This is a genomic window from Peterkaempfera griseoplana (assembly GCF_001418575.1).
GTDB classification, from domain to species: domain Bacteria; phylum Actinomycetota; class Actinomycetes; order Streptomycetales; family Streptomycetaceae; genus Peterkaempfera; species Peterkaempfera griseoplana.
The window spans coordinates 1-20,932 of sequence record NZ_LIQR01000374.1; the positions used below are offsets into that span (position 1 = coordinate 1).

Sequence of the window (20,932 nt, forward strand, 5' to 3'; positions counted from 1 at the left end):
GCCGCGGTCCCGGCCACCGCCCCCACCCTGCGGTTCGTCGACATCCCCGGCTCCGGCGGAGTGGTGCTCAAGGGGAACGTCTACGCCCCCGCCGACAGCACCGTCCGTCACCCGCTGGTGGTGCTGCCCGCGAGCTGGAGCCTCAACGACCTGGAGTACCTCGCCCAGGCCCGGCAGCTGGCCGCCGCCGGCTATGTCGTCGTCAGCTACACTCCCCGCGGGTTCTGGGGCTCCGGCGGGCAGATCGAGGTCGCCGGGCCGCCGGACGTCGCCGACGTCTCCAAGGTGATCGACTGGTCCCTGGCCGAGACCGCCGCCGACCCGGGCCGCATCGGCATGGCCGGCATCTCCTACGGCGCGGGGCTCAGCCTGCTGGGCGCCGCCTTCGACCCCCGGGTGCGCACCGTCGCCGCGCTCAGCGGCTGGGCGGACCTGGTCGCCTCCCTGTACAGCGACGAGACCCAGCATCTGCAGTCCGCCGCGCTGCTCACCGTCGCCGGCTACCTCACCGGCCGCCCCAGCGACGAACTCCAGCAGATGCTCACCTCCTTCTTCGGGTCCGACCGCCCGACCGAGGACGCCGTCAAGGCCTGGGCGAAGGTCCGCTCCCCCGCCACCTACCTGGACCGGATCAATGCGAACGGCGCCTCGGTGATGCTGGCCAACGCCTGGGGCGACTCCATCTTCCCGCCCAACCAGCTCACCGACTTCTTCGAGCGGCTCACCGGCCCCAAGCGGCTGGAGCTGCGCCCGGGCGACCACGCCACCGCCGAGGCCACCGGGCTGCTGGGACTGCCCAACGACGTCTGGACCGACGCCCGCCGGTGGCTGGACCACTATCTGATGGGCGCCGGCAACGGCATCGACCGTGAGCAGCCCGTGCACATCGAACCCCAGCTGCAGGACTCCTACGAGGACTACCCCAGCTGGCAGGCCGTCAGCGGCAGCACCCTGCGGCTCGGCCTCGGCGCCCGCGACTGGCTGGGCACCGGCAGCCTGGGCCCGGGCGCCGGCACCGGATGGCGGACCTCGGTCACCACCGGGGTGGACTCCGGCGCCGACGGCGGGGTGATCTTCCTCAGCAACCTGGCCGAGCAGTTCCTCAAGGTGCCGCCGCTGGTGTCCGTACCGCTGCTGCCGCGCGCGGTGAGCGCGGTCTGGCAGTCCGGCGCCTACGGGTCGGTGCAGCGGATCCGCGGCAGCGTCCGGGCCCATCTGGGCCTGGTCCCCGGCGACCAGCAGGGCAGCCTGATCGCCTACCTCTACGACGTGGACGCGCTGGGCGTGGGGCGGCTGGTCAGCCAGGCCCCGTACACCTTCCTCGACCGCACCCCGGGCAGCCGCTTCTCGGCCGACATCGCCCTCCAGTCGACCGCCTGGGACGTGCCCGCCGGGCACCGGCTGGCGCTGGTGGTGGACACCGTCGACCCGCTGTACATCACCCACAACACGGCCGGGACCACCCTGGCCTTCGACTCCCCCGCCACCGACCCGTCCTGGATCTCGGTCCCGCTGAGGTGATCCCGACCCCCGGGGCGGGCGGCACCGCGGCCGGAGCGTGGTGCCGCCCGCCCCGGGCCCCGTTCGCCGCGCAGGTGAACGGCTGGTGGACGCCGAGCCGGTCACCCGTGGCACAGGACGGCGGAGGCGTAGGGTCGGGCCCATGCTGACCCGTGCAGATGTCGAAGAAGCGGCGGCCCGAATCGGGGACCGGGTCCGGCGGACGCCGGTCGCGGAGCTGGACCCCGAGGACGCCGGCGCCCCGGTGGGGCCGTCGCTGTTCAAGCTGGAGATGCTGCAGCACTCCGGGTCGTTCAAGACCCGCGGTGCCTTCAACCGGCTGCTGTCCGCCCGGGAGGCCGGCGCGCTGCCCGACACCGGGGTGATCGCGGCCTCCGGCGGCAACCACGGCCTCGCGGTGGGATACGCCGCCGCACGGCTGGGCGTGCCCGCCGAGATCTTCGTGCCCACCACCGCCTCCCCGGTGAAACTGGCCGCCCTCAAGGCCACCGGAGCGGTGGTGGGACTGCACGGCGACGAGTACGCCGAGGCCTTCACCGCCGCCGCGCAGCGCGCCGGCTCCACGGGGGCGCTCTTCTGCCACGCCTACGACCAGCCCGAGGTCTGCGCGGGACAGGGCACCATGGCGCTGGAGCTGCTGGAGCAGGCGGGCCCGGACGGCCTGGACACCGTCCTGGTGGCGGTCGGCGGCGGCGGGATGCTGGCCGGGGTCACCGCCGCGGTGGACGGCCGGGCCCGGGTGGTCGCGGTGGAACCGGAGGCCATCCCCACCCTCAATGACGCCCTGGCCGCGGGAGGACCGGTCGACGTGCCCGTCTCCGGGATCGCCGCCGACTCCCTCGGGGCGCGGCGGCTGGGGGCCATCGCCTATGACATCGCGGTCCGGCACCAGGTGCTCAGTGTGCTGGTGCCCGATGCGGAGATCGCCGCGGCCCGGCGCGCGCTGTGGGAGCGGCGGCGGATGGCGGTGGAGCCGGCGGGCGCGACGGCCCTGGCGGCGCTCCGCTGCGGGGCGTACCGGCCCGAACCCGGCGAGCGGGTCGGCGTGGTGCTGTGCGGTGCCAACACCGACCCCTCCGACCTCGGCGAGGAGTACTGACGGGACGTCAGCGGCCGGACCGGCCCGGCGTCCGACCGCGGGGCGCCGGGCTCAGTAGCCCTCCGCGCCGTCGACCACATGGTGCAGGGGCTCGCCCCGCAGGCGGCGGCGGAGGTTGGCGAAGAAGATCTCGGCGTTGGTGGCGCGGGCGTGCTCCCACTCCCAGGAGACATGGGCGCTGAGGCGTACCGACGGGTGCGACCAGAGCCAGTGGCCGGACGGCAGCGGCTCGGGCTCCACCACGTCCAGCGAGGCTCGGGCCACGGTGCCGTCGTCGAGGGCGCCGCGCAGCGCCTCCTGGTCGACGATGGCTCCCCGGGCGATGTTGACCAGGTGGACGCCCGGCTTCATCAGGCGGAACGCCTTGGCGTCCAGCAGCCCGCGGGTGGCCGGGGTGAGCGGGGCGGTCACCACCACATGGTCCGCACCGTCCAGCACCTGCTCCAGGCTGCCGGCCACCTCCACCCCGGGCACCGGGCTGGGCCCGCCGGTGCGGCGCAGCGCCCGTACCTCCATGCCGAAGGCCAGCGCCCGGACGGCGACGGCCCGGCCGATGCCGCCCAGCCCGATCAGCGCCAGCTGTTTGCCGTGCAGACTCCGCAGTCCGTAGGGACCGCCCCAGCTGCGGCCGTCGCCGGGCTCACCCCAGCTCTCCGGCAGCTGCTTGGCCTCGGCCAGCATCACGGCCAGCACCCACTCGGAGATGGGCACCGCTCCGGCGCCCGCCGAGTTGGTGACCACGCGTCCGCCGCCGGTCAGGGTCGGCAGGTCCGCGCGGTCCAGTCCGGTGCCGTAGAGGTGGACCCAGCGCACGCCGCGGGAGAGGGCGTCGTCGAGGTTGGCGGCACTGGTGTTGTAGGTGAAGAGCGCCTCGGCGGTGAGGCCGTCGGGCAGCGGCCCCTCGGTGGGGATCTCCACCAGTTCGACCCGGCCGGCGAGGTCGGCGGGCAGTTCCGTGCTGTCGAGCAGGCCGGGGTGCAGCAGTACGCGCGGTGTCGTCATGGTCGGCCCAACGTATCGCGCCGCCGCGGGCTTCCACCGCCCGGCCGCCGGTCCTCACCCCTCATCCGTCGCCGCGGTCCGGGGCGCCGCCCCGGCGCTCCACCCGCCGCCGCTTGACGGTGCGGAACCGCCGGGCGACCTGACGCGCCAGGTCGGCGGCGCCCACCAGGCCGGCCTCATTGCCGAGTTCGGCCAGCACGATCTGCGCCTCGGGGCGGAAGCCGCGGCCGGTCAGGGTGCGGCGGAAGGCGTCCTGGGCCGGGGCGAGCAGCAGGTCCCCGGCGGCCGAGACCCCGCCGCCGACGACGAACCGGCCCGGGTCCAGCGCCGCGGCGAGGTTGGCGATGCCGACGCCCAGCCAGCGCCCGACGTCGTGCAGCAGCTCCACAGCCACCGCGTCACCGTCCTGCGCGGCCTCGGTGACCAGCGGGCCGGTGATGGCGGAGACATCGCCGGCCACCCGCTCCAGCAGCGGTTCGGCGACCGGGGACTCCGCGGCGGCCAGTTCGCGTGCCTCACGGACCAGGGCGTTGCCCGAGGAGTACTGCTCCCAGCAGCCGCGGTTGCCGCAGGGGCAGCGGTGGCCACCCGGCACCACCTGCATATGGCCGAACTCCCCGGCCATGCCCCAGCGGCCGCGTTCCAGCAGCCCCTCCTTGACGATGGCGCCGCCGATGCCGGTGCCCAGGGTGATCATCACCAGGTGGTCCTCGCCGCGTCCCGCGCCGAAGCGCCACTCGGCCCAGGCGGCGGCGTTGGCGTCGTTCTCCACGATCACCGGGAAGCGCAGCCGCTCGCTGAGGGCCTGCTGCAACGGCTCGCCGCGCCAGTTGAGGTGCGGCGCGAAGAGCACCCTGGAGCGGTCGGCGTCCACCCACCCCGCCGCACCGATGCCCACCGCATGGACGTCGTGCCGGTCGGCCAGGTCCAGGACCAGCTCCACGATGGTGTCCTCGACCACCCTGGGGCTCTTGCTCTTGTCGGGGGTCTCCGTACGCAGCCGCTCCAGCACCCGCCCGTCCGCGTCCACCACACCGGCGGCCACCTTGGTGCCGCCGATGTCGATGCCGATGGTGGGCAGCCGCAGCGAGCTGAGGTGCACCGACCGGCGCCGGCGGCTGGCGCTGCGGTACGCGGTCCTCCCGCCGCGGCCGCCGAGGCCGGACCCGGTTCCCGATCCGGAGCCGAGCATGGAGAACTTGCCGTGCTTCTCCCGCTTGGGGTCGCCGTTGCCGCTCAATTCCGCTCCGTCTCCGCCGTGTCGGGCTCCGGGCCCGGTGCCGGGCAGGGGCCCGGGCGCCCCGCCCGCAGCTTCGGGACCGGGCTCCCCGCCCGCGGCTTCCGGCCCGGTAGCCCGGATGCCGACCGCTCCGCCGTCCTCCGCGTGCCCCCGCCCGGCCGGCGGGGGTACCGGCGGCCGTCCTCACCGTCCGTCCACGGGGAGTTCCGCGCCCCGGCGACTATACGCAACCGGGGCACACCAGCGGTCCCCGCAGGGTGCGGCACGCGCAACGGGCGTGCACGGGCGCGCGGAGGCACATCGCAGGCCGGTAGCGCAGTGTGCGCGACCGGTGACAGAACCGGCTGACTGCACATAGAGTCTGGGGCACCCACCGCCGATCCGGCGGCCGGCCTCCGCCTCGGGAAGGGGGCGCCCGTGGAGACACTGCTGCGCCGCACCGCCGAACCGCACGAGCCGGTGTACGAGGACGGGCTGCTGCGGATCTTCAGAACCGGCCGCCGCGGCCGGCTCGCCCTGAGAGGGGATGTGGACGCCTCCAATGTGAGCCGTCTCGCCGGTGTGCTCTCCGCGGAGAGCGGGCCCTCCGCGGGGTCCTCGGGCGGTCCGGCCAGTCTTCATCTGGAGCTCTCCGGGCTGGAGTTCATGGATGTCGGGGGGTGCAGGCTGCTGGTGCACACCGCCGCCGCGCTCTTCGGGGACGGCGAGCGGCGGCTGGTGCTGCACGGGCTCGCGCCCCATCTGCGCCGGGTGATGCGGGTGGTCGGCTGGGACAGCACACCGGGCCTGGACATCGCCCGCTGATCCTGCTCAGCCGAGCGCCAGCGCGAGGTAGAAGTCCACCCGGTCCTCCAGCCTGGACAGCTGACGCCCGGTCAACTCCTCGATGCGGCCGATCCGGTAGCGCAGCGTGTTGACGTGGACGTGGAGTTCCGCCGCGCAGCGGGTCCAGGAGCCGTCGGCGCGCAGGAAGGCGTCCAGGGTGGGCAGCAGGTCCGCCTGGTGGTCGCGGTCGTAGTCGGCGACGGGGTCCAGCAGCCTGCTGCGGAAGGCACGGCGGACCTCCTCGGGGACGGCGGCCAGCAGCAGGATGTGCGAGGCCAGTTCCTCCGGGCCGGCGACACGGATCCGCCCGCTGCGGGCCCCCGCGATCCGGCGGGCGTGGCGGGCCTCCTCCCAGGCGCCGCGCAGCGCGCCCGGCTCGGCTGCCGGTGCGCTCACCCCCAGGGTGATCCGGTCGTCCGGGCCGAGGCCGGCCTCCAGCGGGGCCAGCAGGTCACGCAGCAGGTCGGCGGGGGCACCGGTCGCCGGGGCGGGCAGCACCACCAGGGCGCCGCTGCCGTCGCCGGTCCCCTTGTCCACCGCGGCCTCCGCCACCAGCGCACGGTCGTCGTCGGCCGCGGTCAGCGCCTCCTCCAGGGCCGCCCGCAGTGCGCCGGGGGGCAGTCCGGCGCTCCCGGCCGCCATCACCACCCAGGCCGCGGGCGGACGCTGCGGCGCCGGGCCCGCCATCGCCTCGGCCGCATGCAGGGCGCGGGCGATCCCGGCCGCCCCGGCCTCCTGCTGCAGCACGGCCGAGACCTCGTCGGCCAGCCGGCGGCGCAGCGCCCTTCCCTCGTCCCGGCGCACCCGTTCCGCGGCGACCAGCCGTGCCAGGTTGTCGGCGAGCTGGCGGCGTTTGGCGGCCCACTCGGTGATGTCGCCGGCGAGGACCAGCAGCCAGTCGGCGAGCGGCGCCTCGGCCGCCGCGTCGGCGGCGGCGGGCAGCAGTGAGTAGGGCCGCCCGTGCAGCCGGGCCCGGTGGGGCGGCGCCGCACGGCGGCGGCGTGCGGCGAGATGGGTGCGGACCAGGCGGTCCCGGTCGGCGGCCGGCAGGCGGCGGGCCGGCCCGGCGACCACCCGGCCGGTGGGGGCCAGTACCCAGCAGTCCAGGTCGAGATCGCCGCCGAGCAGGTCCAGCACCGCGTCCAGGCCGCTGCCGCCCGCCGCGGAGACCAGCAGCCGGTGGCGCTCCACCAGGGCGGCCAGGTCGGCGGCTCGGTCGGCGGAGATCTGCCGGCCGACGTACTCGGCGACGGCGGCGAAGGCGACGTCCTCGGGGACGGCCAGCAGCGGCATCCGGTGGCGGCGGCAGGCCTGGACGAGGTCCGCGGGCACCGGGCCGACCTCGGCCTCGCCCGCGGCCAGGGCGACGGCGCCCGCTTCGGCCAGGACCCGGACGAACCGTTCGGAGTCCTCGGGGCCGGTGCGCCAGAGCATCCCGGTGAGGACCAGTTCACCCCCGTGGAGGTACCGGCCGGGGTCGTGCAGATCGGTGGTCATCACCCCGGTGACCTGCCGGTCCAGCTCCTCCTCGCCGGTCAGCAGCTTGAGCCGGGGCGCGCCGGGGGCCAGCAGGGCGGCAACCCGCATGGTGATGCCTCCTCCCGGGAGTACGCCGCATCGGCGTGCACCCGCCCGGGCGGCGCCGGACCACCGCGCCACCGGCCGGAGGGGCGCCTCCCGCAGGTCGGGGGATGTCCCCCGGACCGGGCGCAGTCGCCCCTTTGGAGAAAGCTACAGCAGCCGGGGCCGGGTGGGGCGTGCGGGTTCATGGCATCGGTGACTGCCCGTGAGCGGCCGGCTGCGTGTGTACTGGGCGGAGGGAGGGGCGTTCCCCACGCAAGGGAGACCGTACGCAAGGGAGATCCGGATGGAGTTCCTGCGGCCCGCCACCTGGGACGAGGCGCTGACGCTGAAGGCCGAGCTGCCGCAGGCGGTGCCGATCGCCGGGGGCACCGATGTGATGGTGGAGCTGAACTTCGACCGCCGCCGGCCGCCCGCGCTGCTGGACCTGGGGGGAGTCGCCGAGCTGGGCGGCTGGGAGTCGGACGGTGCGGTGGTACGGCTCGGCGCCTCGGTGCCGTACACCCGGATCATCGAGGAGCTGTCCGGGCCGCTGCCCGGTCTGGCGCTGGCGGCGCGCACGGTGGGCTCCCCGCAGATCCGCAACCGGGGCAGCGTGGGGGGCAATCTCGGTGCGGCGTCCCCGGCGGGCGACTCCCACCCGCCGCTGCTGGCGGCGGGCCGCGGGGTGCAGGTCGAGGCGGCCTCGGTGCGCGGCACCCGGCTGATCCCGATCGACGCCTTCTACCTGGGGGTGAAGCGGCATGCGCTGGAGCCGGACGAGCTGATCCGGGCGGTACGGATCCCGGTGGCGGACGGCCCCCAGCAGTTCTCCAAGATCGGCACCCGTAACGCCATGGTGATCGCGGTCTGCGCCTTCGCCCTCGCCCTGCATCCGGACGACCGCACGGTGGGCACCGGACTGGGCTCGGCCGCCCCCACACCGCGCCGGGCGGTGGAGGCGGAGGAGTTCCTGGCCGGGGCGCTGGCCGAGGGGGGCCTGTGGGAGAGCGGCGGGGCGCTGGACGGCGCGGTGGCCCGGCGGTTCGGTGAGCTGGTCGCGGCGGCCGCCAGCCCGATCGACGATGTACGGGGGAGTGCGCAGTACCGGCGGCACGCCCTGGCGGTGATGGCGCGCCGCACCCTGGCCTGGTGCTGGGCCGAGTACGGCGAGCGGCTGGAGAGGAGCGCGGCATGAGGATCGGCTTCACGGCCAATGGGCGCCCGGTGGTCGCCGACGACGTGTGGGAGGGGGAGTCGCTGCTGTACGTGCTGCGGGAGCGGCTGGGGCTGCCGGGCTCCAAGAACGCCTGCGAGCAGGGCGAGTGCGGTTCCTGCACGGTCTATCTGGACGGTTCTCCGGTCTGCTCCTGCCTGGTGGCGGCCGGCCAGGTGGCGGGCCGGGAGGTCCGCACCGTGGAGGGGCTGGCCGGCGAGGACGGCCTCGACCCGGTGCAGCAAGCGTTCCTGGACGCGGGTGCGGTGCAGTGCGGTTTCTGCACCCCCGGGCTGCTGGTGCAGACCCATGCGCTGCTGGAGCGTGACCCCCACCCGTCGGACGCCGGCATCAGGGAGGCCCTGTCGGGCAATCTCTGCCGCTGCACGGGGTACGAGAAGATCATGGACGCGGTACGGCTGGCCGCCGCCCGCCGCAGCACGAGGACCGAGGTGGACGGCTGATGGGTGCCCCCGGCCCGCGCGGTGTGCTGCGCGGTGAGAAGAACCTGGAGAAGATCACCACCGACCACCCCCACGGTGTCGGCGCCAGCGCCGCACGCCCGGACGGGATCCTCAAGGTGCGCGGCGAGTTCGCCTACTCCTCCGACCTGTGGGCGGAGGACATGCTCTGGGGGACGGCGCTGCGCGCCCCGCACGCCCGCGCCAGGATCCGCTCGGTGGACGTCTCCGCCGCGCTCGCCCTGCCGGGCGTGCACGCGGTGCTCACCCATGAGGACGTACCCGGGCGCAGGACCTACGGCCTGGAGATCGAGGACCAGCCGGTGCTCGCCGTGGACCAGGTGCGCTACCACGGCGAGCCGGTGGCGGTGGTGGCCGCGGACCATCCGGAGACGGCTCGCCGGGCGGCGGCCGCCATCGCCGTGGACTACGAGGTGCTGGAGCCGATCTGCACGGAGGAGCAGGCCCTTGACCCCGCCCGGTACGGGTATGTCCACGCCCCCGCCGAGTACCGCGGCAAGGCGGCCGGCAATGTGCTGCACCGGCAGCGGGTGGTCAGCGGCGGCGGGGTGACCGACGCGGTACGCGCCCGGGCCGACGTGGTGGTGCGCGGCGAGTACCGGGTCGGGATGCAAGACCAGGCGTTCCTCGGGCCCGAGTCGGGCCTGGCCGTCCCCGCCGAGGACGGCGGGGTGGACCTGTACGTCGCCACCCAGTGGCTCCATGTGGACCGCCGGCAGATGGCCCCCGTGCTGGGCCTGCCGGAGGAGAAGGTGCGGATCTCGCTGGCCGGGGTGGGCGGCGCCTTCGGCGGCCGGGAGGATCTGTCGATGCAGATCCACGCCTGTCTGCTGGCGCAGCGCACCGGCCGGCCGGTGAAGGTGGTGTACGGCCGCGAGGAGTCCTTCTTCGGGCATGTGCACCGCCACCCGGCGACGCTGCGCTACGAGCACGGCGCCACCCGGGACGGCCGGCTGGTCTATGTCGACGCCCGCATCGTGCTGGACGGCGGCGCCTACGCCTCCTCCTCCCCCGCGGTGGTCGGCAACGCGGCGTCGCTGGGCGTCGGGCCGTACGAGGTGCCGCATGTGTCGATGGAGGCGTTGGCGCTCTACACCAACAACCCCCCGTGCGGGGCGATGCGCGGTTTCGGCGCGGTGCAGGCCTGCTTCGCGTACGAGTCCCAGCTGGACCGGCTGGCCGCGGCGCTGGACATGGACCCGGTGGAGCTGCGGCAGCGCAACGCCGTCCGCGAGGGCTCCCTGATGCCCACCGGGCAGCGGATCGACTCCCCCGCTCCGGTGGCCGAGCTGCTGCGGCGGGTCAAGGCGCTGCCGCTGCCGCCCGCGGCCGGGCCCGATGTGCGGGAGCTGCCGGGGGCGCTCTCCAACTCCACCCACGGCGAGGGCGTGGTACGCGGCGTCGGCTATGCCGTGGGGATCAAGAACGTGGGGTTCTCCGAGGGGTTCGACGACTACTCCACCGCCCGGGTGCGGCTGGAGGTGATCGGCGGCGAGCCCGCGGCCATGGTGCACACCGCGGCGGCCGAGGTCGGCCAGGGCGGTGTCACCGTGCACGGGCAGATCGCCCGTACCGAGCTGGGGGTGGAACGGGTGACGATCCACCCGGCGGACACCGGGGTGGGCTCGGCCGGCTCCACCTCGGCGTCGCGGCAGACCTATATGACCGGCGGTGCGGTACGGCTGGCCTGCGAGGCGGTGCGGGAGGCGCTGTTCGCCAGGGGCCGCGCCCGGTACGGGTGGACGCACGACGACCTGTCGCTGGCCGGCGGCAAGGTGGTGTCGGCCGCCGACGGGGTGCTGGCCGGGGTGGCGGAGCTGCTGGGCGGGGAGTACGTGGAGGAGACCCGGGTGTACCGGCACCGGCCGACCCAGCCGCTGCATCCGGAGACCGGGCAGGGGTTCGGCCATGTCCAGTACTCCTTCTGCGCCCATCGCGCGGTGGTGGACGTGGATGTGGAGCTGGGCCTGGTCCGGGTGGTGGAGCTGGCCGCCGCCCAGGACGTCGGCCGGGCGGTCAACCCGTCGGCGGTGGTGGGCCAGATCCACGGCGGCTCGGTGCAGGGGCTGGGTCTTGCGGTGATGGAGGAGATCCAGGTCAGCGAGGGGAAGGTCCGCAATCCGTCCTTCACCGACTATCTGATCCCCACCATCCTGGACACCCCGCCGCAGCCGGTGGACGTGCTGGAGCTGGCCGACCCCCACGCCCCGTACGGGCTGCGCGGTGCGGGTGAGGCGCCCACGCTGTCCTCGACCCCGGCGGTGGTGTCGGCGATCCGGGCGGCGACCGGGCTGACGCTGGACCGGGTGCCGGTGCGGCCCGAGCACCTGACCGTGCAGCGGCCGCCGACGGGCTGACGTCCCCGTGGCCCGGTCCCCGGGCCGCGGGAGTGAGGAGCCTTGGAGATGCAGGAGATCGCCGGGGAACTGCTCGCCTGGCACACGGCCGGGCGCCCCTTCGCGGTGGCCACGGTGGTCTCGGTCGCGGGCAGCGCCCCCCGGGATCCCGGTGCGTCGCTGGCCGTGGACGCGGACGGCGAGGCGGTCGGCAGTGTCTCGGGCGGCTGCGTCGAGGGGGCGGTGTATGAGCTGTGCCAGGAGGTGCTGCACAGCGGGCAGCCGGTGGTGCAGCGGTTCGGCTACAGCGAGGAGGACGCCTTCGCGGTGGGGCTGACCTGCGGGGGTTCGCTGGAGGTGCTGGTGCGGCGGGTGTGCCGGGGGGAGGATCCGGTGCTGGACGCGGGGCTGGCCGCCGTCGCCTCGGGGGTGCCGGTGGCGCTGGTGCAGGTGGTGGGCGGGCCCTGGGAGCCGTTGGGGCGGGCGCTGGCGGTGACCGCCGGGGAGTGCGCCGGTGCGCTGGACTCGGAGCCGCTGGAGCGGGCGGTGGTCGCCGAGGCCCGGGCGATGCTGGACGTGGGGCGCACCGGGCGGCTGGTGCTGGACCGGCGGGGGCGGCCCTGCGGTGCGGAGGATCCGGACGGGGTGGTGCTCTTCGTGCAGGTGTCGGTGCCCGCGCCGCGGATGCTGGTCTTCGGCGCGATCGACTTCGCCGCGGCGGTGGCGGCCATCGGGCAGTTCCTCGGCTACCGGGTGACGGTGTGCGACGCCCGCGGGGTGTTCGCCACCCGGCGGCGTTTCCCGGGAGCCGACGAGGTGGTGGTGGAGTGGCCGCACCGCTATCTGGCGCGGGAGGCGGCCGCGGGGGCGCTGGACGGGCGCACCGTGGTGTGCGTACTCACCCATGATCCCAAGTTCGATGTGCCGCTGCTGGTGGAGGCGCTGCGGTTGCCGATCGCCTATGTCGGCGCGATGGGGTCGCGGCGCACCCACCGCGAGCGGCTGGAGCGGCTGCGTGCGGCCGGGCTGGGCGCGGCCGAGCTGGGGCGGCTGCGGTCCCCGATCGGGCTGGACCTGGGGGCGCGCACCCCGGAGGAGACCGCGGTGGCGGTGGCCGCTGAGATCGTCGCCCATCGGCGTGGTGGCTCCTGCACCCCTCTGACCTGGGGAGACGGACGGATTCACCGGGACGGCTGTCCGCCGTCGGCGCCCCGGGCCGCCTTGACCGGTTGAGCGGGCCGCATCTACAGTCGCGAGCAGATTCGTGCATATGAAGCGCGTTCAAGGATGTGGACAAGCGAGGTCCCTCATGCTCGACGGCGTGTTGTTCTTCCCGGTGACTCCGTTCGCCCCCGACGGATCGGTCGACCTCAAGGCTCTCGCCGAACATGTGCGCGGCGGTCTGGAGGCCGGGCCCGGCGGGATCTTCGTCGCCTGCGGCACCGGCGAGTTCCATGCGCTCCACCCGCGTGAGTACGCCGAGGTCGTGCGCACCGCGGTGGAGGTCGCCGACGGCCGCGTGCCGGTCTTCGCCGGCACCGGCGGGCCGCTGCCGCTCGCCCAGGAGTGCGCCCTCACCGCGGAGCAGGCCGGCGCCGACGGTCTGCTGCTGATGCCGCCGTACCTGGTGCAGGGCCCCCCGGCCGGGCTGGTGGAGTACACCCGTCAGGTGTCGGAGGCGAGCGGACTGCCGGTGATCGTCTACCACCGCGCCACCGCCTGCTTCGACGTCGACTCGGCGGTGGAGGTGGCCCGGCTGCCGCGGGTGGTCGGCTTCAAGGACGGCTACGGCGATCTTGACCTGCTCTCCCGGATCGTCACCGCGGTGCGCCGCGCGGTGGCCGCCGACGGCAAGGAGTTCCAGTTCTTCAACGGCATGCCCACCGCCGAGGGGACGGTCCCGGCCTACCGCGGCATCGGCGTGGACCTCTACTCCTCGGCGGTGTTCTGCTTCGCGCCGGAGATCTCGCTCGCCTTCCACCGGGCCGTGACCGGGGGTGACGACGCGGTGGTCGAGCGGCTGCTCGCCGAGTTCTTCCATCCCCTGATCGCCCTGCGCCACAAGGCGCCCGGCTATGCCGTCTCGCTGGTCAAGGCCGCGGTGCGGCAGCGCGGCCTGGAGGTCGGCGGGGTGCGCGCACCGCTGGTCGACCCGACCCCCGAGCACCTGGCGGAGCTGGCCCGGATCACCGAGGCCGGACTGGCCGTCTGCGCGGAGGTGGCCGCCCGATGAGCGACTCCCTGCGGATCACCGGGGTGGAGATCACCCCGGTCGCCTTCCGGGACCCCGCGCTGCTGAACGCCGTCGGCGTCCATGAGCCGTACGCACTGCGCGCCGTCGTGGAGATCAGCACCGACCAGGGGATCAGCGGCCTCGGCGAGACCTACGCCGACGAGGGCCATCTGCAGCGGCTGCGGACGGCGGCCGCCGCGATCACCGGGCTGGAGGTGCATGCGCTGGGCACCATGTACCAGCGGATCGCCGAGTCGCTGGGCGGCGACACCGGCAGCGACGGCCACGGCCTCACCGGCCTGATCACCTCCTCCTCCACCGTGGACCGGGTCTTCTCACCGTTCGAGGTGGCCTGCCTGGACATCCAGGGCCGGGCCGCCGGGGTGCCGGTGTCCGACCTGCTCGGCGGCGCCGTACGGGAGTCCGTGCCGTTCAGCGCCTATCTCTTCTACAAGTGGGCCGGGCACCCGGGAGCGGAGCCCGACGACTGGGGTGAGGCGCTGGATCCGGCGGGGATCGTCGCCCAGGCCAGGCGCATGGTCGACGAGTACGGCTTCACCGCGATCAAGCTCAAGGGCGGTGTGCTGCCGCCCGAGGAGGAGGTCGAGGCGGTACGGGAGCTGCACCGGGCCTTCCCCGGTGTCCCGCTGCGGCTGGACCCCAACGCGGCCTGGACCGTGGAGACCTCGATCGAGGTGGCCCGCCGGCTGGACGGCGTCCTGGAGTACCTGGAGGACCCCACCCCCGGCCAGGAGGGCATGGCACGGGTGGCCAGGGAGGCCTCCATGCCCCTGGCCACCAACATGTGCGTGGTGGCCTTCGAGGAGCTGCCGTCGGCCGTCGCCCGGGGCTCGGTGCAGGTGGTGCTCTCCGACCACCACTACTGGGGCGGCCTGCACCGCTCCAAGCTGCTGTCGGGCATCTGCGACACCTTCGGCATGGGACTGTCCATGCACTCCAACTCCCATCTGGGGATCAGCCTGGCGGCGATGACCCATCTCGCCGCCGCCACCCCCAACCTCACCTACGCCTGCGACACCCACTGGCCGTGGAAGACCGAGGAGGTCGTCCAGCCGGGCGTGCTGACCTTCACCGACGGCTCCGTACGGGTACCCCGCACCCCGGGTCTGGGTGTGGAGCTGGACCGTGACGCGCTGGCGCGGCTGCATGAGCAGTACCTGGCCTGCGGACTGCGCAACCGGGACGACACCGGCTATATGCAGCGCATCGACCCCGGTTACGTGAAGAAGTCGCCCCGCTGGTGAGCCGCCTGTGCGGGGACCGTTGACCCTCCGCCATGGGGGCAGCTAGCCTGCCGCCTGTTCGTTGCCCACGGATGAGAACACCGTCCATGTATGTGAACGACGGTAGCGGCGACGGGCTTCCACCCACCCCTCCCGCCACCCGCGGACCGCGGGCAGCAGGGACCTCGGAAACGAGGAGTTGTCCCCATGGCATGGCTCGACTGGGCCGCTCTCTGCGGCTACTTCCTGGTGATGCTGCTCATCGGCGTCTGGTCACACAGGCGCATCACCAACGTCAGCGACTACTTCACCGGCGGCGGACGGATGCCCTGGTGGCTCTCCGGCATCTCGCACCACATGTCCGGCTACAGCGCCGCCGTGTTCGTCGCCTACGCGGCGGTCGCCTACAACTACGGCATCACCGTCTACGTCTGGGCGTTCCTGCCGCTCGCCCTGGGTACCGGCGTCGGCGCCTGGCTGTTCGCCCCCCGCTGGAACCGGCTCAGGCAGCGCTACGCCGTCGCCTCGCCGCTGGAGTACCTGGCCAGGCGCTACAACGTCCCCACCCAGCAGGCGCTGGCCTGGAGCGGGGCCCTGCTGAAGGTCTTCGACGTGGCGGCCAAGTGGGCGTCGGTGGCCATTCTGCTGAACGTCTTCACCGGCATGTCGATGAACCTGGGCATCCTGCTCACCGGCATCGTCACCCTGCTTTACTGCACCGTCGGCGGCCTGTGGGCCGACGCGCTCACCGACTTCGGCCAGTTCGTGATCCAGGGCGTCGCCGCGCTGGCGATGATCTGGGTGGTGGTCGACCGGCTCGGCGGCGTCTCCGACCTGGGCAGCCTCTGGGACCGGCTCCCCTCGGGGCACGGCCACCCGCTGGTGGGCCCGTACACCGCCGGCTTCCTGGGGGCGTACGTCGTCGTCAAGCTCTTCGAGTACAACGGCGGCATGTGGAACCTGGCCCAGCGCTACATGGCCACCGACTCCCCCGCGGCCGCCCGCCGCTCCGCCGGACTCTCCGCCGTGCTCTACGTCGTGTGGCCCGCGGTCCTGCTGCTGCCGCCGGTGGCCGCGCCGGTACTGATGCCGGGCCTGGCGGACCCGCAGAAGGTCTACGCCCTGATGGCCCAGTCCTACCTGCCCGCCGGCCTGGTCGGCCTGACCCTCGCCGGAATGTTCTCGCACACCATGGCGATGGCCTCCTCCGACGCCAACGCCATCTCCGCGGTGGTCACCCGGGACATCCTCCCGGTGGTCTCCCGGCGCTTCCGCACCATGACCACCGAGCGCGGCCTGCTGGCCGCCCGAGCGTGCACGGTCCTCTTCATCACCGTCTCCATGCTGGTGGCCATCGAGTCGGCCCACTTCGGCGGGGTGCTCGGCATCATCGTCGGACTGGTCGCCGCCGTGATGGGCCCCATCTCCATCCCGATGCTGCTGGGCCTGCTGCCGCTGTTCCGCCGCTGGGGCGCCCGTGCGGCGCTCTCCTCCTGGGCGCTGGGCCTGGGTGCCTATGTGCTGGTGAAGTGGGGGATCGGCAGCACCGACCAGACCGTGGTCATCGCCACCCCGCTGATCACCTCGCTGGCCGTCTATGTGCTGGCCGGACTGGTCCTGCCCGAGCCCGACGCGGAGGCGGACGCCATCACCGCGGCGGTCTCGCCCGGCCCGGAGAGCGGCTCCGAAGCCCAGACTCCGCTGAGCGCACAACTCTGACCTGCAGCTTTACCTGCTCGAAATCTTTCGTACCCCACAGACCATTGCCCCTCTGGCCCACCCTCGCCAAGATTTGTCATCGCGGAAACCAAATTAGGTAGGAGCCGTATGGACAGCCATGTCAGCCACCGGATGAGCCGCCGGACCGTGCTCGGAATCGGGCTCGGGATCACGGCCCTGGCCACCCCCATCGGCTCCGCCCTCGGGCTGTCCGGCCAGGCCTTCGCGGCCTCGCCGGGACGCGGGGGCGAGCCCACCGACTCCGGGTCGTACATCTCCTTCACGCCCAAGCCCGGGAGCTTCGCCCTGGTCCGCTCGGGCCGGGCCGTCCCCCTCGTGGTCAGCGGCAGCGACTGGCCCGGTGTCGTCCGGGTCGTCGGCGACCTGCAGGACGACATCGAGCGGGTCACCGGAGTCCGCCCGGCCGTGGCGCAGGACAAGGCCCCGCGCCAGAGCGAGATCGCCATCGTCGGCACCATCGGCCGCAGCCCGCTGATCGACGGCCTGGTCGCCGCCGGCAAGCTGGACGTCAGCGGCATCGCCGGCAAGTGGGAGACCTCCCTGCAGACGATCGTGGAGAACCCGCTGCCGGGCGTCGACCGGGCCTTCGTGGTCGCCGGCAGCGACCAGCGCGGCACCATCTTCGGCGTCTACGACGTCTCCCGCGGCATCGGCGTCTCGCCCTGGTACTGGTGGGACGACGTCGCCCCGGTCCGCCGCAGCGCCCTCCACGTGCTCCCCGGGCGCCACACCCAGGGCACCCCCGTGGTGAAGTACCGCGGCTTCTTCATCAACGACGAGAACCCCGCGCTCGGCAACTGGGCCCCCGCCACCTTCGGCCCCGGCAAGGCCCCGGGCTACGAGGGCGGCTTCAACGCGGCCTTCTACGCCAAGGTCTTCGAGGTCATGCTGCGCCTCAAGGCCAACTACCTGTGGCCGGCGGTGTGGGGCCGCGCCTTCGCCGAGGACGACCCGCAGAACCACGCCACCGCCAAGCTGTACGGCGTCGTCATGGGCACCTCCCACGAGGCCCCCATGATGCGCGGCATCGAGGAGTGGAACCGCCACGCCGTGGCCGCCGTCCGCGACAGCGCCGGCAACATCACCACCCCCGGTCACGACCCCTACGGGGGCACCGGCGAGTGGTCCTTCCGCCACAACGCCGAGGCGCTCAAGGCCTACTGGCGCGACGGCATCCAGCGCATGGTGGACCAGGACTTCGAGGGCGTGGTCACCCTCGGCATGCGCGGCAACGGCGACGTCAGCCTGCCCGACGGCGACGGCATCGAGCTGATGAGCGACATCATCGCCACCCAGCGCCAGATCCTCGCCGAGGTCACCGGCAAGGACGTCACCACCATCCCCCAGGTGTGGACCCTCTACAAGGAGGTCCAGCGCTACTGGGACCGCGGCCTGCGGGCGCCCGACGACGTCACCGTGGTGCTCGTCGACGACAACTGGGCCAACATCCGCAAGCTCCCCGACACCCGCAACGACCCGCGCAGCGGCAGCTACGGCCTCTACTACCACTTCGACTACGTGGGTGCCGGCCGCGACTACAAGTGGGTGGACACCACCTCGCTGCCCAACATGTGGGACCAGCTCAACCAGACCGCCACCTACGGCGGCCACGGCCTGTGGGTGACCAACGTCGGCGACCTCAAGGGCAACGAGCTGCCGACCCAGTTCTTCCTGGACTACGCCTGGGCCCCGCACCGCTGGCCGCTGGAGGCGCTCCCCGAGTGGGAGGAGCAGTACGCCCGGCAGAACTTCGGCGAGGAGCAGGCCTCCGCCATCGCCGAGGTGCTCGCCACGTACGCCCAGCTGCAGTCGCGCCGCAAGCCCGAGCTGCTCAACCGCAAGATCACCGTGGACCCGGCCAAGGACCCCGCCAAGGACTCCTCGGCGATCGTCTACGACGACCAGGCGACCCCCTTCAGCATGACCGACTACCGGGAGCTGGAGCGCGTCACCGAGGACTGGGAGGAGCTGGCCGCCGCTGCGGACCGCATCACCCGGCGCATACCCGGGGCCAACCAGGACTCCTGGTACGAGCTGGTCGGCTACGAGGTCCAGGCCACCGCCAACCTCTACCGGCTGCGCAGGGCCGAGTTCACCAACATCCGCTACGCGGCGCAGGGCCGCGCCCTCACCAACGACCTGGCCGCCGCCGCCGAGGCACGGCTCGCCGACGACTTCGCGCTGGCCGACCGCTTCAACACCAAGATCGCGGGCGGCAAGTGGCAGGGGTTCCAGACCCAGCCCCACATCGACTACGGGGACGTCGCCCGCTACGGCCCCAACGCCCCCTGGCAGCAGCCCGAGATCAACAACGCCGCCATACCCGATGTGCTCTTCCCCGCCGTCCAGCGGATCGAGCTGCCGGCGACGGCCGAGATGGGCGTGGCGATCGACGGCTCCGACAAGTGGTGGCCGCAGGAGCAGGGCGACGCGGTGCTGCCCGTCTTCAGCCCGTACCAGAGCCAGCCGGCCCAGTACATCGAGGTGTTCAACCGGGGCACCAAGGCGTTCGACTACAGCGTCCGCACCGGTGTCTCCTGGCTGACCGCCGACCGCACCCGCGGCCGCGTCACCCAGGAGGAGCGGATCACCCTCGCGGTGGACTGGTCCCGGGCGCCCAAGGGCACCACCCGGGTGCCGGTCACCGTCTCCGGGCCGGACGGGCGCACCGTGGTGGTCCAGGCCGTGGTGGACAACCCGGCGGTCTCCCGCTCGAAGCTCTCGGGCTTCGTCGAGGCCAACGGCTATGTCTCCATCGAGGCCGCGAACACCTCACGGGCGGTCGCCGCCGACGGTGTCTCCTGGGTGCGCATCCCGCGCATCGGCCGCACCGGTGACGGCATGGAGCCCTTCCCGGTGACGGCGCCCCGCCGGACCCCGGGCGGCAACGGGCCCCGGCTGGAGTACACGGTCAGCCTGTTCACCACCGGGCCGGTCACGGTCTGGGCGTATCTGTCGCCGCGCAACAACGCCCTGGCGACGGACGGTCTGAAGTACGCCGTCTCCTTCGACGACGACGCACCGCAGACCGTGAACATCACCACGGTGACCGGCGCCGACGACGGCACCCTGAACAACCAGTGGGCGCGCAACACCTCCGACAACGTCAACCGCACCAGCACGGTGCACCAGATCTCCGGTGCCGGTGTGCACACGCTGAAGTTCTGGATGGTCGACCCGACGGTGGTGCTGCAGAAGCTGGTGGTGGACACCGGCGGCCTCAAGCCCAGCTACCTGGGCCCGCCGGAGAGCCTCCGGCTGCACTGAGACCGGCCGACGGCCCCGGGGCGGGCGCCCGCTGCTGCAGCGGGCGCCCGCCCTGCGTTTTCCGCCCGGCTCAGCCGGCCGGGCGGCCCGGCGCACGGCCGAGGCCGACAGGTGGTGCCGGAGTGGCCGCCGGACGCCTCCGGGGTGAGTACGGGTACGCGGATCCGGTGGGACCGCGGATCACACGGCGGTGGCCAGCAGCACCGGGGCGGCCCGCGCCGCGAGCGTCTCGGCTGCCGGGCGCAGCCGGTGCGCCTGGTCCAGCGGCAGCGACACGGCCAGGCAGCCCGCGGCGGATCCGGCCGTGACGGGGACGGCGGCGCAGACCGTGCCGACGGCGTACTCCTGGAGGTCCAGCACCGGAACGGTGGCGGGCTGCCGGTCCAGGAGGTGCAGCAGCCGCTCGGTGCCGGTGGTGGTGCGTGAGGTGAGCCTCACGGCGGGGTGGCGGGCGAGATGGTCGCGCCGGGCCCGGTCGTCCAGTTGGGCGAGCAGGCACTTGCCGAGCGCGGTGGCGTGCCCGGCGGCGCGGAAGTCCACCCACTCCTGCACCGGCGGGGCCGTGGGGCTGGTGGCCGCGGCCTCCAGCACGATCTCACCGTCGCGGTAGGAGGCGAAGTACACCGCTGCCGCGAGCTCGTCGCTCAGCCGCCGCAGGGCGCCGTCGAGTCCGTCCCCCGGTGTCCGGCCCTGGCCGGGGCGGCCGGAGACCGACCATGCCATGGCGCTCCCCAGGACGTAGCCGCCGTCGCCCAGCCCCCGCAGATAGCCCTCCTGCTCCAGCAGGGCCACGGTGCGGTGGACGGCTGCCGGTGGCAGGTCGAGCTCTCTGGCGAGGGTGTCCGGGGTGGCCACCCGGTGGCGGTCCACGGCCTCCAGCAGCCGCAGCGCCCAGCGGATCGGGCTGCGCCGTGCGGGTCTGACGTCGTGAAGGGTCACTCGAGGTCCCCCTGCCAGGTCGTGGCTGCGGCGTCACCGGTACGACCACGAAGGGTGCCGAACCGGATCCGGGCTGTGCCCAGCGTATCCGCCGCGCCGCGGGCGGACAGGGCGGTCGGGACAGATTTCCGGCGGGAAAGCCCAGTTCAGCGACGGCATATGCCAGCGGCACCACGGCAGGCGCGCACCCCGGGCCTGGACCTGAGGGCCGAGGGCACGGCGGGGCGC

At 73.7% G+C, this 20,932-nt stretch carries 15 protein-coding genes; 11 read left to right on the forward strand and 4 right to left on the reverse strand.

From position 1 onward, the window contains the following. Nucleotides 1–1,521: CocE/NonD family hydrolase (locus AOK09_RS26280; RefSeq protein ID WP_055589733.1), on the forward strand; the 1,521-nt coding region annotated here is incomplete at its 5' end. A gap of 142 nt (nt 1,522–1,663) precedes the next feature. Continuing rightward, the gene (locus tag AOK09_RS26285) at nt 1,664–2,620 is read left to right on the forward strand and encodes a threonine/serine dehydratase (protein ID WP_055589734.1); all 957 of its coding nucleotides are present in this window, start codon (nt 1,664–1,666) and stop codon (nt 2,618–2,620) included. 51 nt (nt 2,621–2,671) lie between these two features. On the opposite strand, the gene AOK09_RS26290 is transcribed toward AOK09_RS26285, so the two are convergent. Both AOK09_RS26290 and AOK09_RS26295 read right to left on the reverse strand, forming a co-directional pair. After that, entirely contained in the window at nt 2,672–3,622 is a 951-nt protein-coding gene (locus tag AOK09_RS26290; protein WP_055589735.1) for an NAD(P)-dependent oxidoreductase, read from the reverse strand. 61 nt (nt 3,623–3,683) lie between these two features. Beyond that, entirely contained in the window at nt 3,684–4,814 is a 1,131-nt protein-coding gene (locus tag AOK09_RS26295; RefSeq protein ID WP_055589753.1) for an ROK family glucokinase, read from the reverse strand. 465 nt (nt 4,815–5,279) lie between these two features. Here AOK09_RS26295 and AOK09_RS26300 point away from each other — a divergent pair, with 465 nt between their 5' ends. Then, nucleotides 5,280–5,666, forward strand: coding sequence for an STAS domain-containing protein (locus tag AOK09_RS26300; protein WP_055589736.1), 387 nt, complete (start codon nt 5,280–5,282; stop codon nt 5,664–5,666). 6 nt (nt 5,667–5,672) lie between these two features. On the opposite strand, the gene AOK09_RS26305 is transcribed toward AOK09_RS26300, so the two are convergent. Continuing rightward, nucleotides 5,673–7,274, reverse strand: a complete 1,602-nt coding sequence (locus tag AOK09_RS26305; RefSeq protein ID WP_055589737.1) for a PucR family transcriptional regulator — start codon at nt 7,272–7,274, stop codon at nt 5,673–5,675. A gap of 280 nt (nt 7,275–7,554) precedes the next feature. Between AOK09_RS26305 and AOK09_RS26310 the strand changes: the two genes are divergently transcribed. The 8 genes from AOK09_RS26310 to AOK09_RS26345 all read left to right on the forward strand — a co-directional run bounded on the left by AOK09_RS26310 (nt 7,555) and on the right by AOK09_RS26345 (nt 19,765). Beyond that, nucleotides 7,555–8,445: an FAD binding domain-containing protein gene (locus AOK09_RS26310; protein WP_055589738.1), complete on the forward strand. Its 891-nt coding sequence runs from the start codon at nt 7,555–7,557 to the stop codon at nt 8,443–8,445. Further along, a complete protein-coding gene (locus tag AOK09_RS26315) occupies nt 8,442–8,927 on the forward strand; it encodes a (2Fe-2S)-binding protein (RefSeq protein ID WP_055589739.1) in 486 nt (161 codons plus the stop codon). Before AOK09_RS26310 ends, AOK09_RS26315 begins: the two co-directional genes overlap by 4 nt. Further along, nucleotides 8,927–11,302 (forward strand): xanthine dehydrogenase subunit D, encoded by a 2,376-nt coding sequence (pucD, locus tag AOK09_RS26320; protein WP_063796077.1) that lies wholly within the window; start codon nt 8,927–8,929, stop codon nt 11,300–11,302. The genes AOK09_RS26315 and pucD overlap by 1 nt, the downstream gene beginning before the upstream one ends. Before the next feature lie 48 nt (nt 11,303–11,350). Next, nucleotides 11,351–12,514 carry an XdhC family protein gene (locus tag AOK09_RS26325; RefSeq protein ID WP_055589740.1) on the forward strand — a complete coding sequence of 388 codons (1,164 nt, stop codon included), beginning with the start codon at nt 11,351–11,353 and terminating at the stop codon, nt 12,512–12,514. A gap of 76 nt (nt 12,515–12,590) precedes the next feature. After that, nucleotides 12,591–13,514, forward strand: coding sequence for a 5-dehydro-4-deoxyglucarate dehydratase (locus AOK09_RS26330; protein WP_055589741.1), 924 nt, complete (start codon nt 12,591–12,593; stop codon nt 13,512–13,514). Beyond that, on the forward strand, nt 13,511–14,779 hold the full coding sequence (locus AOK09_RS26335; RefSeq protein ID WP_055589742.1) for a glucarate dehydratase family protein: 1,269 nt from the start codon (nt 13,511–13,513) through the stop codon (nt 14,777–14,779). The genes AOK09_RS26330 and AOK09_RS26335 overlap by 4 nt, the downstream gene beginning before the upstream one ends. A 186-nt stretch (nt 14,780–14,965) precedes the next feature. Further along, entirely contained in the window at nt 14,966–16,477 is a 1,512-nt protein-coding gene (locus AOK09_RS26340; protein ID WP_055589743.1) for a sodium:solute symporter family protein, read from the forward strand. A 108-nt stretch (nt 16,478–16,585) separates the two neighbouring features. Beyond that, nucleotides 16,586–19,765, forward strand: a complete 3,180-nt coding sequence (locus tag AOK09_RS26345; RefSeq protein WP_055589744.1) for a glycosyl hydrolase 115 family protein — start codon at nt 16,586–16,588, stop codon at nt 19,763–19,765. 180 nt (nt 19,766–19,945) lie between these two features. Here the strand turns inward: AOK09_RS26345 and AOK09_RS26350 are convergent, their stop codons facing one another. Continuing rightward, complete coding sequence (locus AOK09_RS26350; RefSeq protein WP_055589745.1) at nt 19,946–20,704, reverse strand: IclR family transcriptional regulator; 759 nt, start codon at nt 20,702–20,704, stop codon at nt 19,946–19,948. Nucleotides 20,705–20,932: the final 228 nt, after the last annotated feature.

Coding starts and splice junctions, on each gene's coding strand:
- AOK09_RS26330 (WP_055589741.1), top strand. CDS start 12,591: ATGCTCGACGGCGTGTTGTTCTTCCCGGTGACTCCGTTCGCCCCCGAC.
- pucD (WP_063796077.1), top strand. CDS start 8,927: ATGGGTGCCCCCGGCCCGCGCGGTGTGCTGCGCGGTGAGAAGAACCTG.
- AOK09_RS26345 (WP_055589744.1), top strand. CDS start 16,586: ATGGACAGCCATGTCAGCCACCGGATGAGCCGCCGGACCGTGCTCGGA.
- AOK09_RS26285 (WP_055589734.1), top strand. CDS start 1,664: ATGCTGACCCGTGCAGATGTCGAAGAAGCGGCGGCCCGAATCGGGGAC.
- AOK09_RS26310 (WP_055589738.1), top strand. CDS start 7,555: ATGGAGTTCCTGCGGCCCGCCACCTGGGACGAGGCGCTGACGCTGAAG.
- AOK09_RS26295 (WP_055589753.1), bottom strand. CDS start 4,814: ATGCTCGGCTCCGGATCGGGAACCGGGTCCGGCCTCGGCGGCCGCGGC.
- AOK09_RS26335 (WP_055589742.1), top strand. CDS start 13,511: ATGAGCGACTCCCTGCGGATCACCGGGGTGGAGATCACCCCGGTCGCC.
- AOK09_RS26315 (WP_055589739.1), top strand. CDS start 8,442: ATGAGGATCGGCTTCACGGCCAATGGGCGCCCGGTGGTCGCCGACGAC.
- AOK09_RS26340 (WP_055589743.1), top strand. CDS start 14,966: ATGGCATGGCTCGACTGGGCCGCTCTCTGCGGCTACTTCCTGGTGATG.
- AOK09_RS26305 (WP_055589737.1), bottom strand. CDS start 7,274: ATGCGGGTTGCCGCCCTGCTGGCCCCCGGCGCGCCCCGGCTCAAGCTG.
- AOK09_RS26325 (WP_055589740.1), top strand. CDS start 11,351: ATGCAGGAGATCGCCGGGGAACTGCTCGCCTGGCACACGGCCGGGCGC.
- AOK09_RS26290 (WP_055589735.1), bottom strand. CDS start 3,622: ATGACGACACCGCGCGTACTGCTGCACCCCGGCCTGCTCGACAGCACG.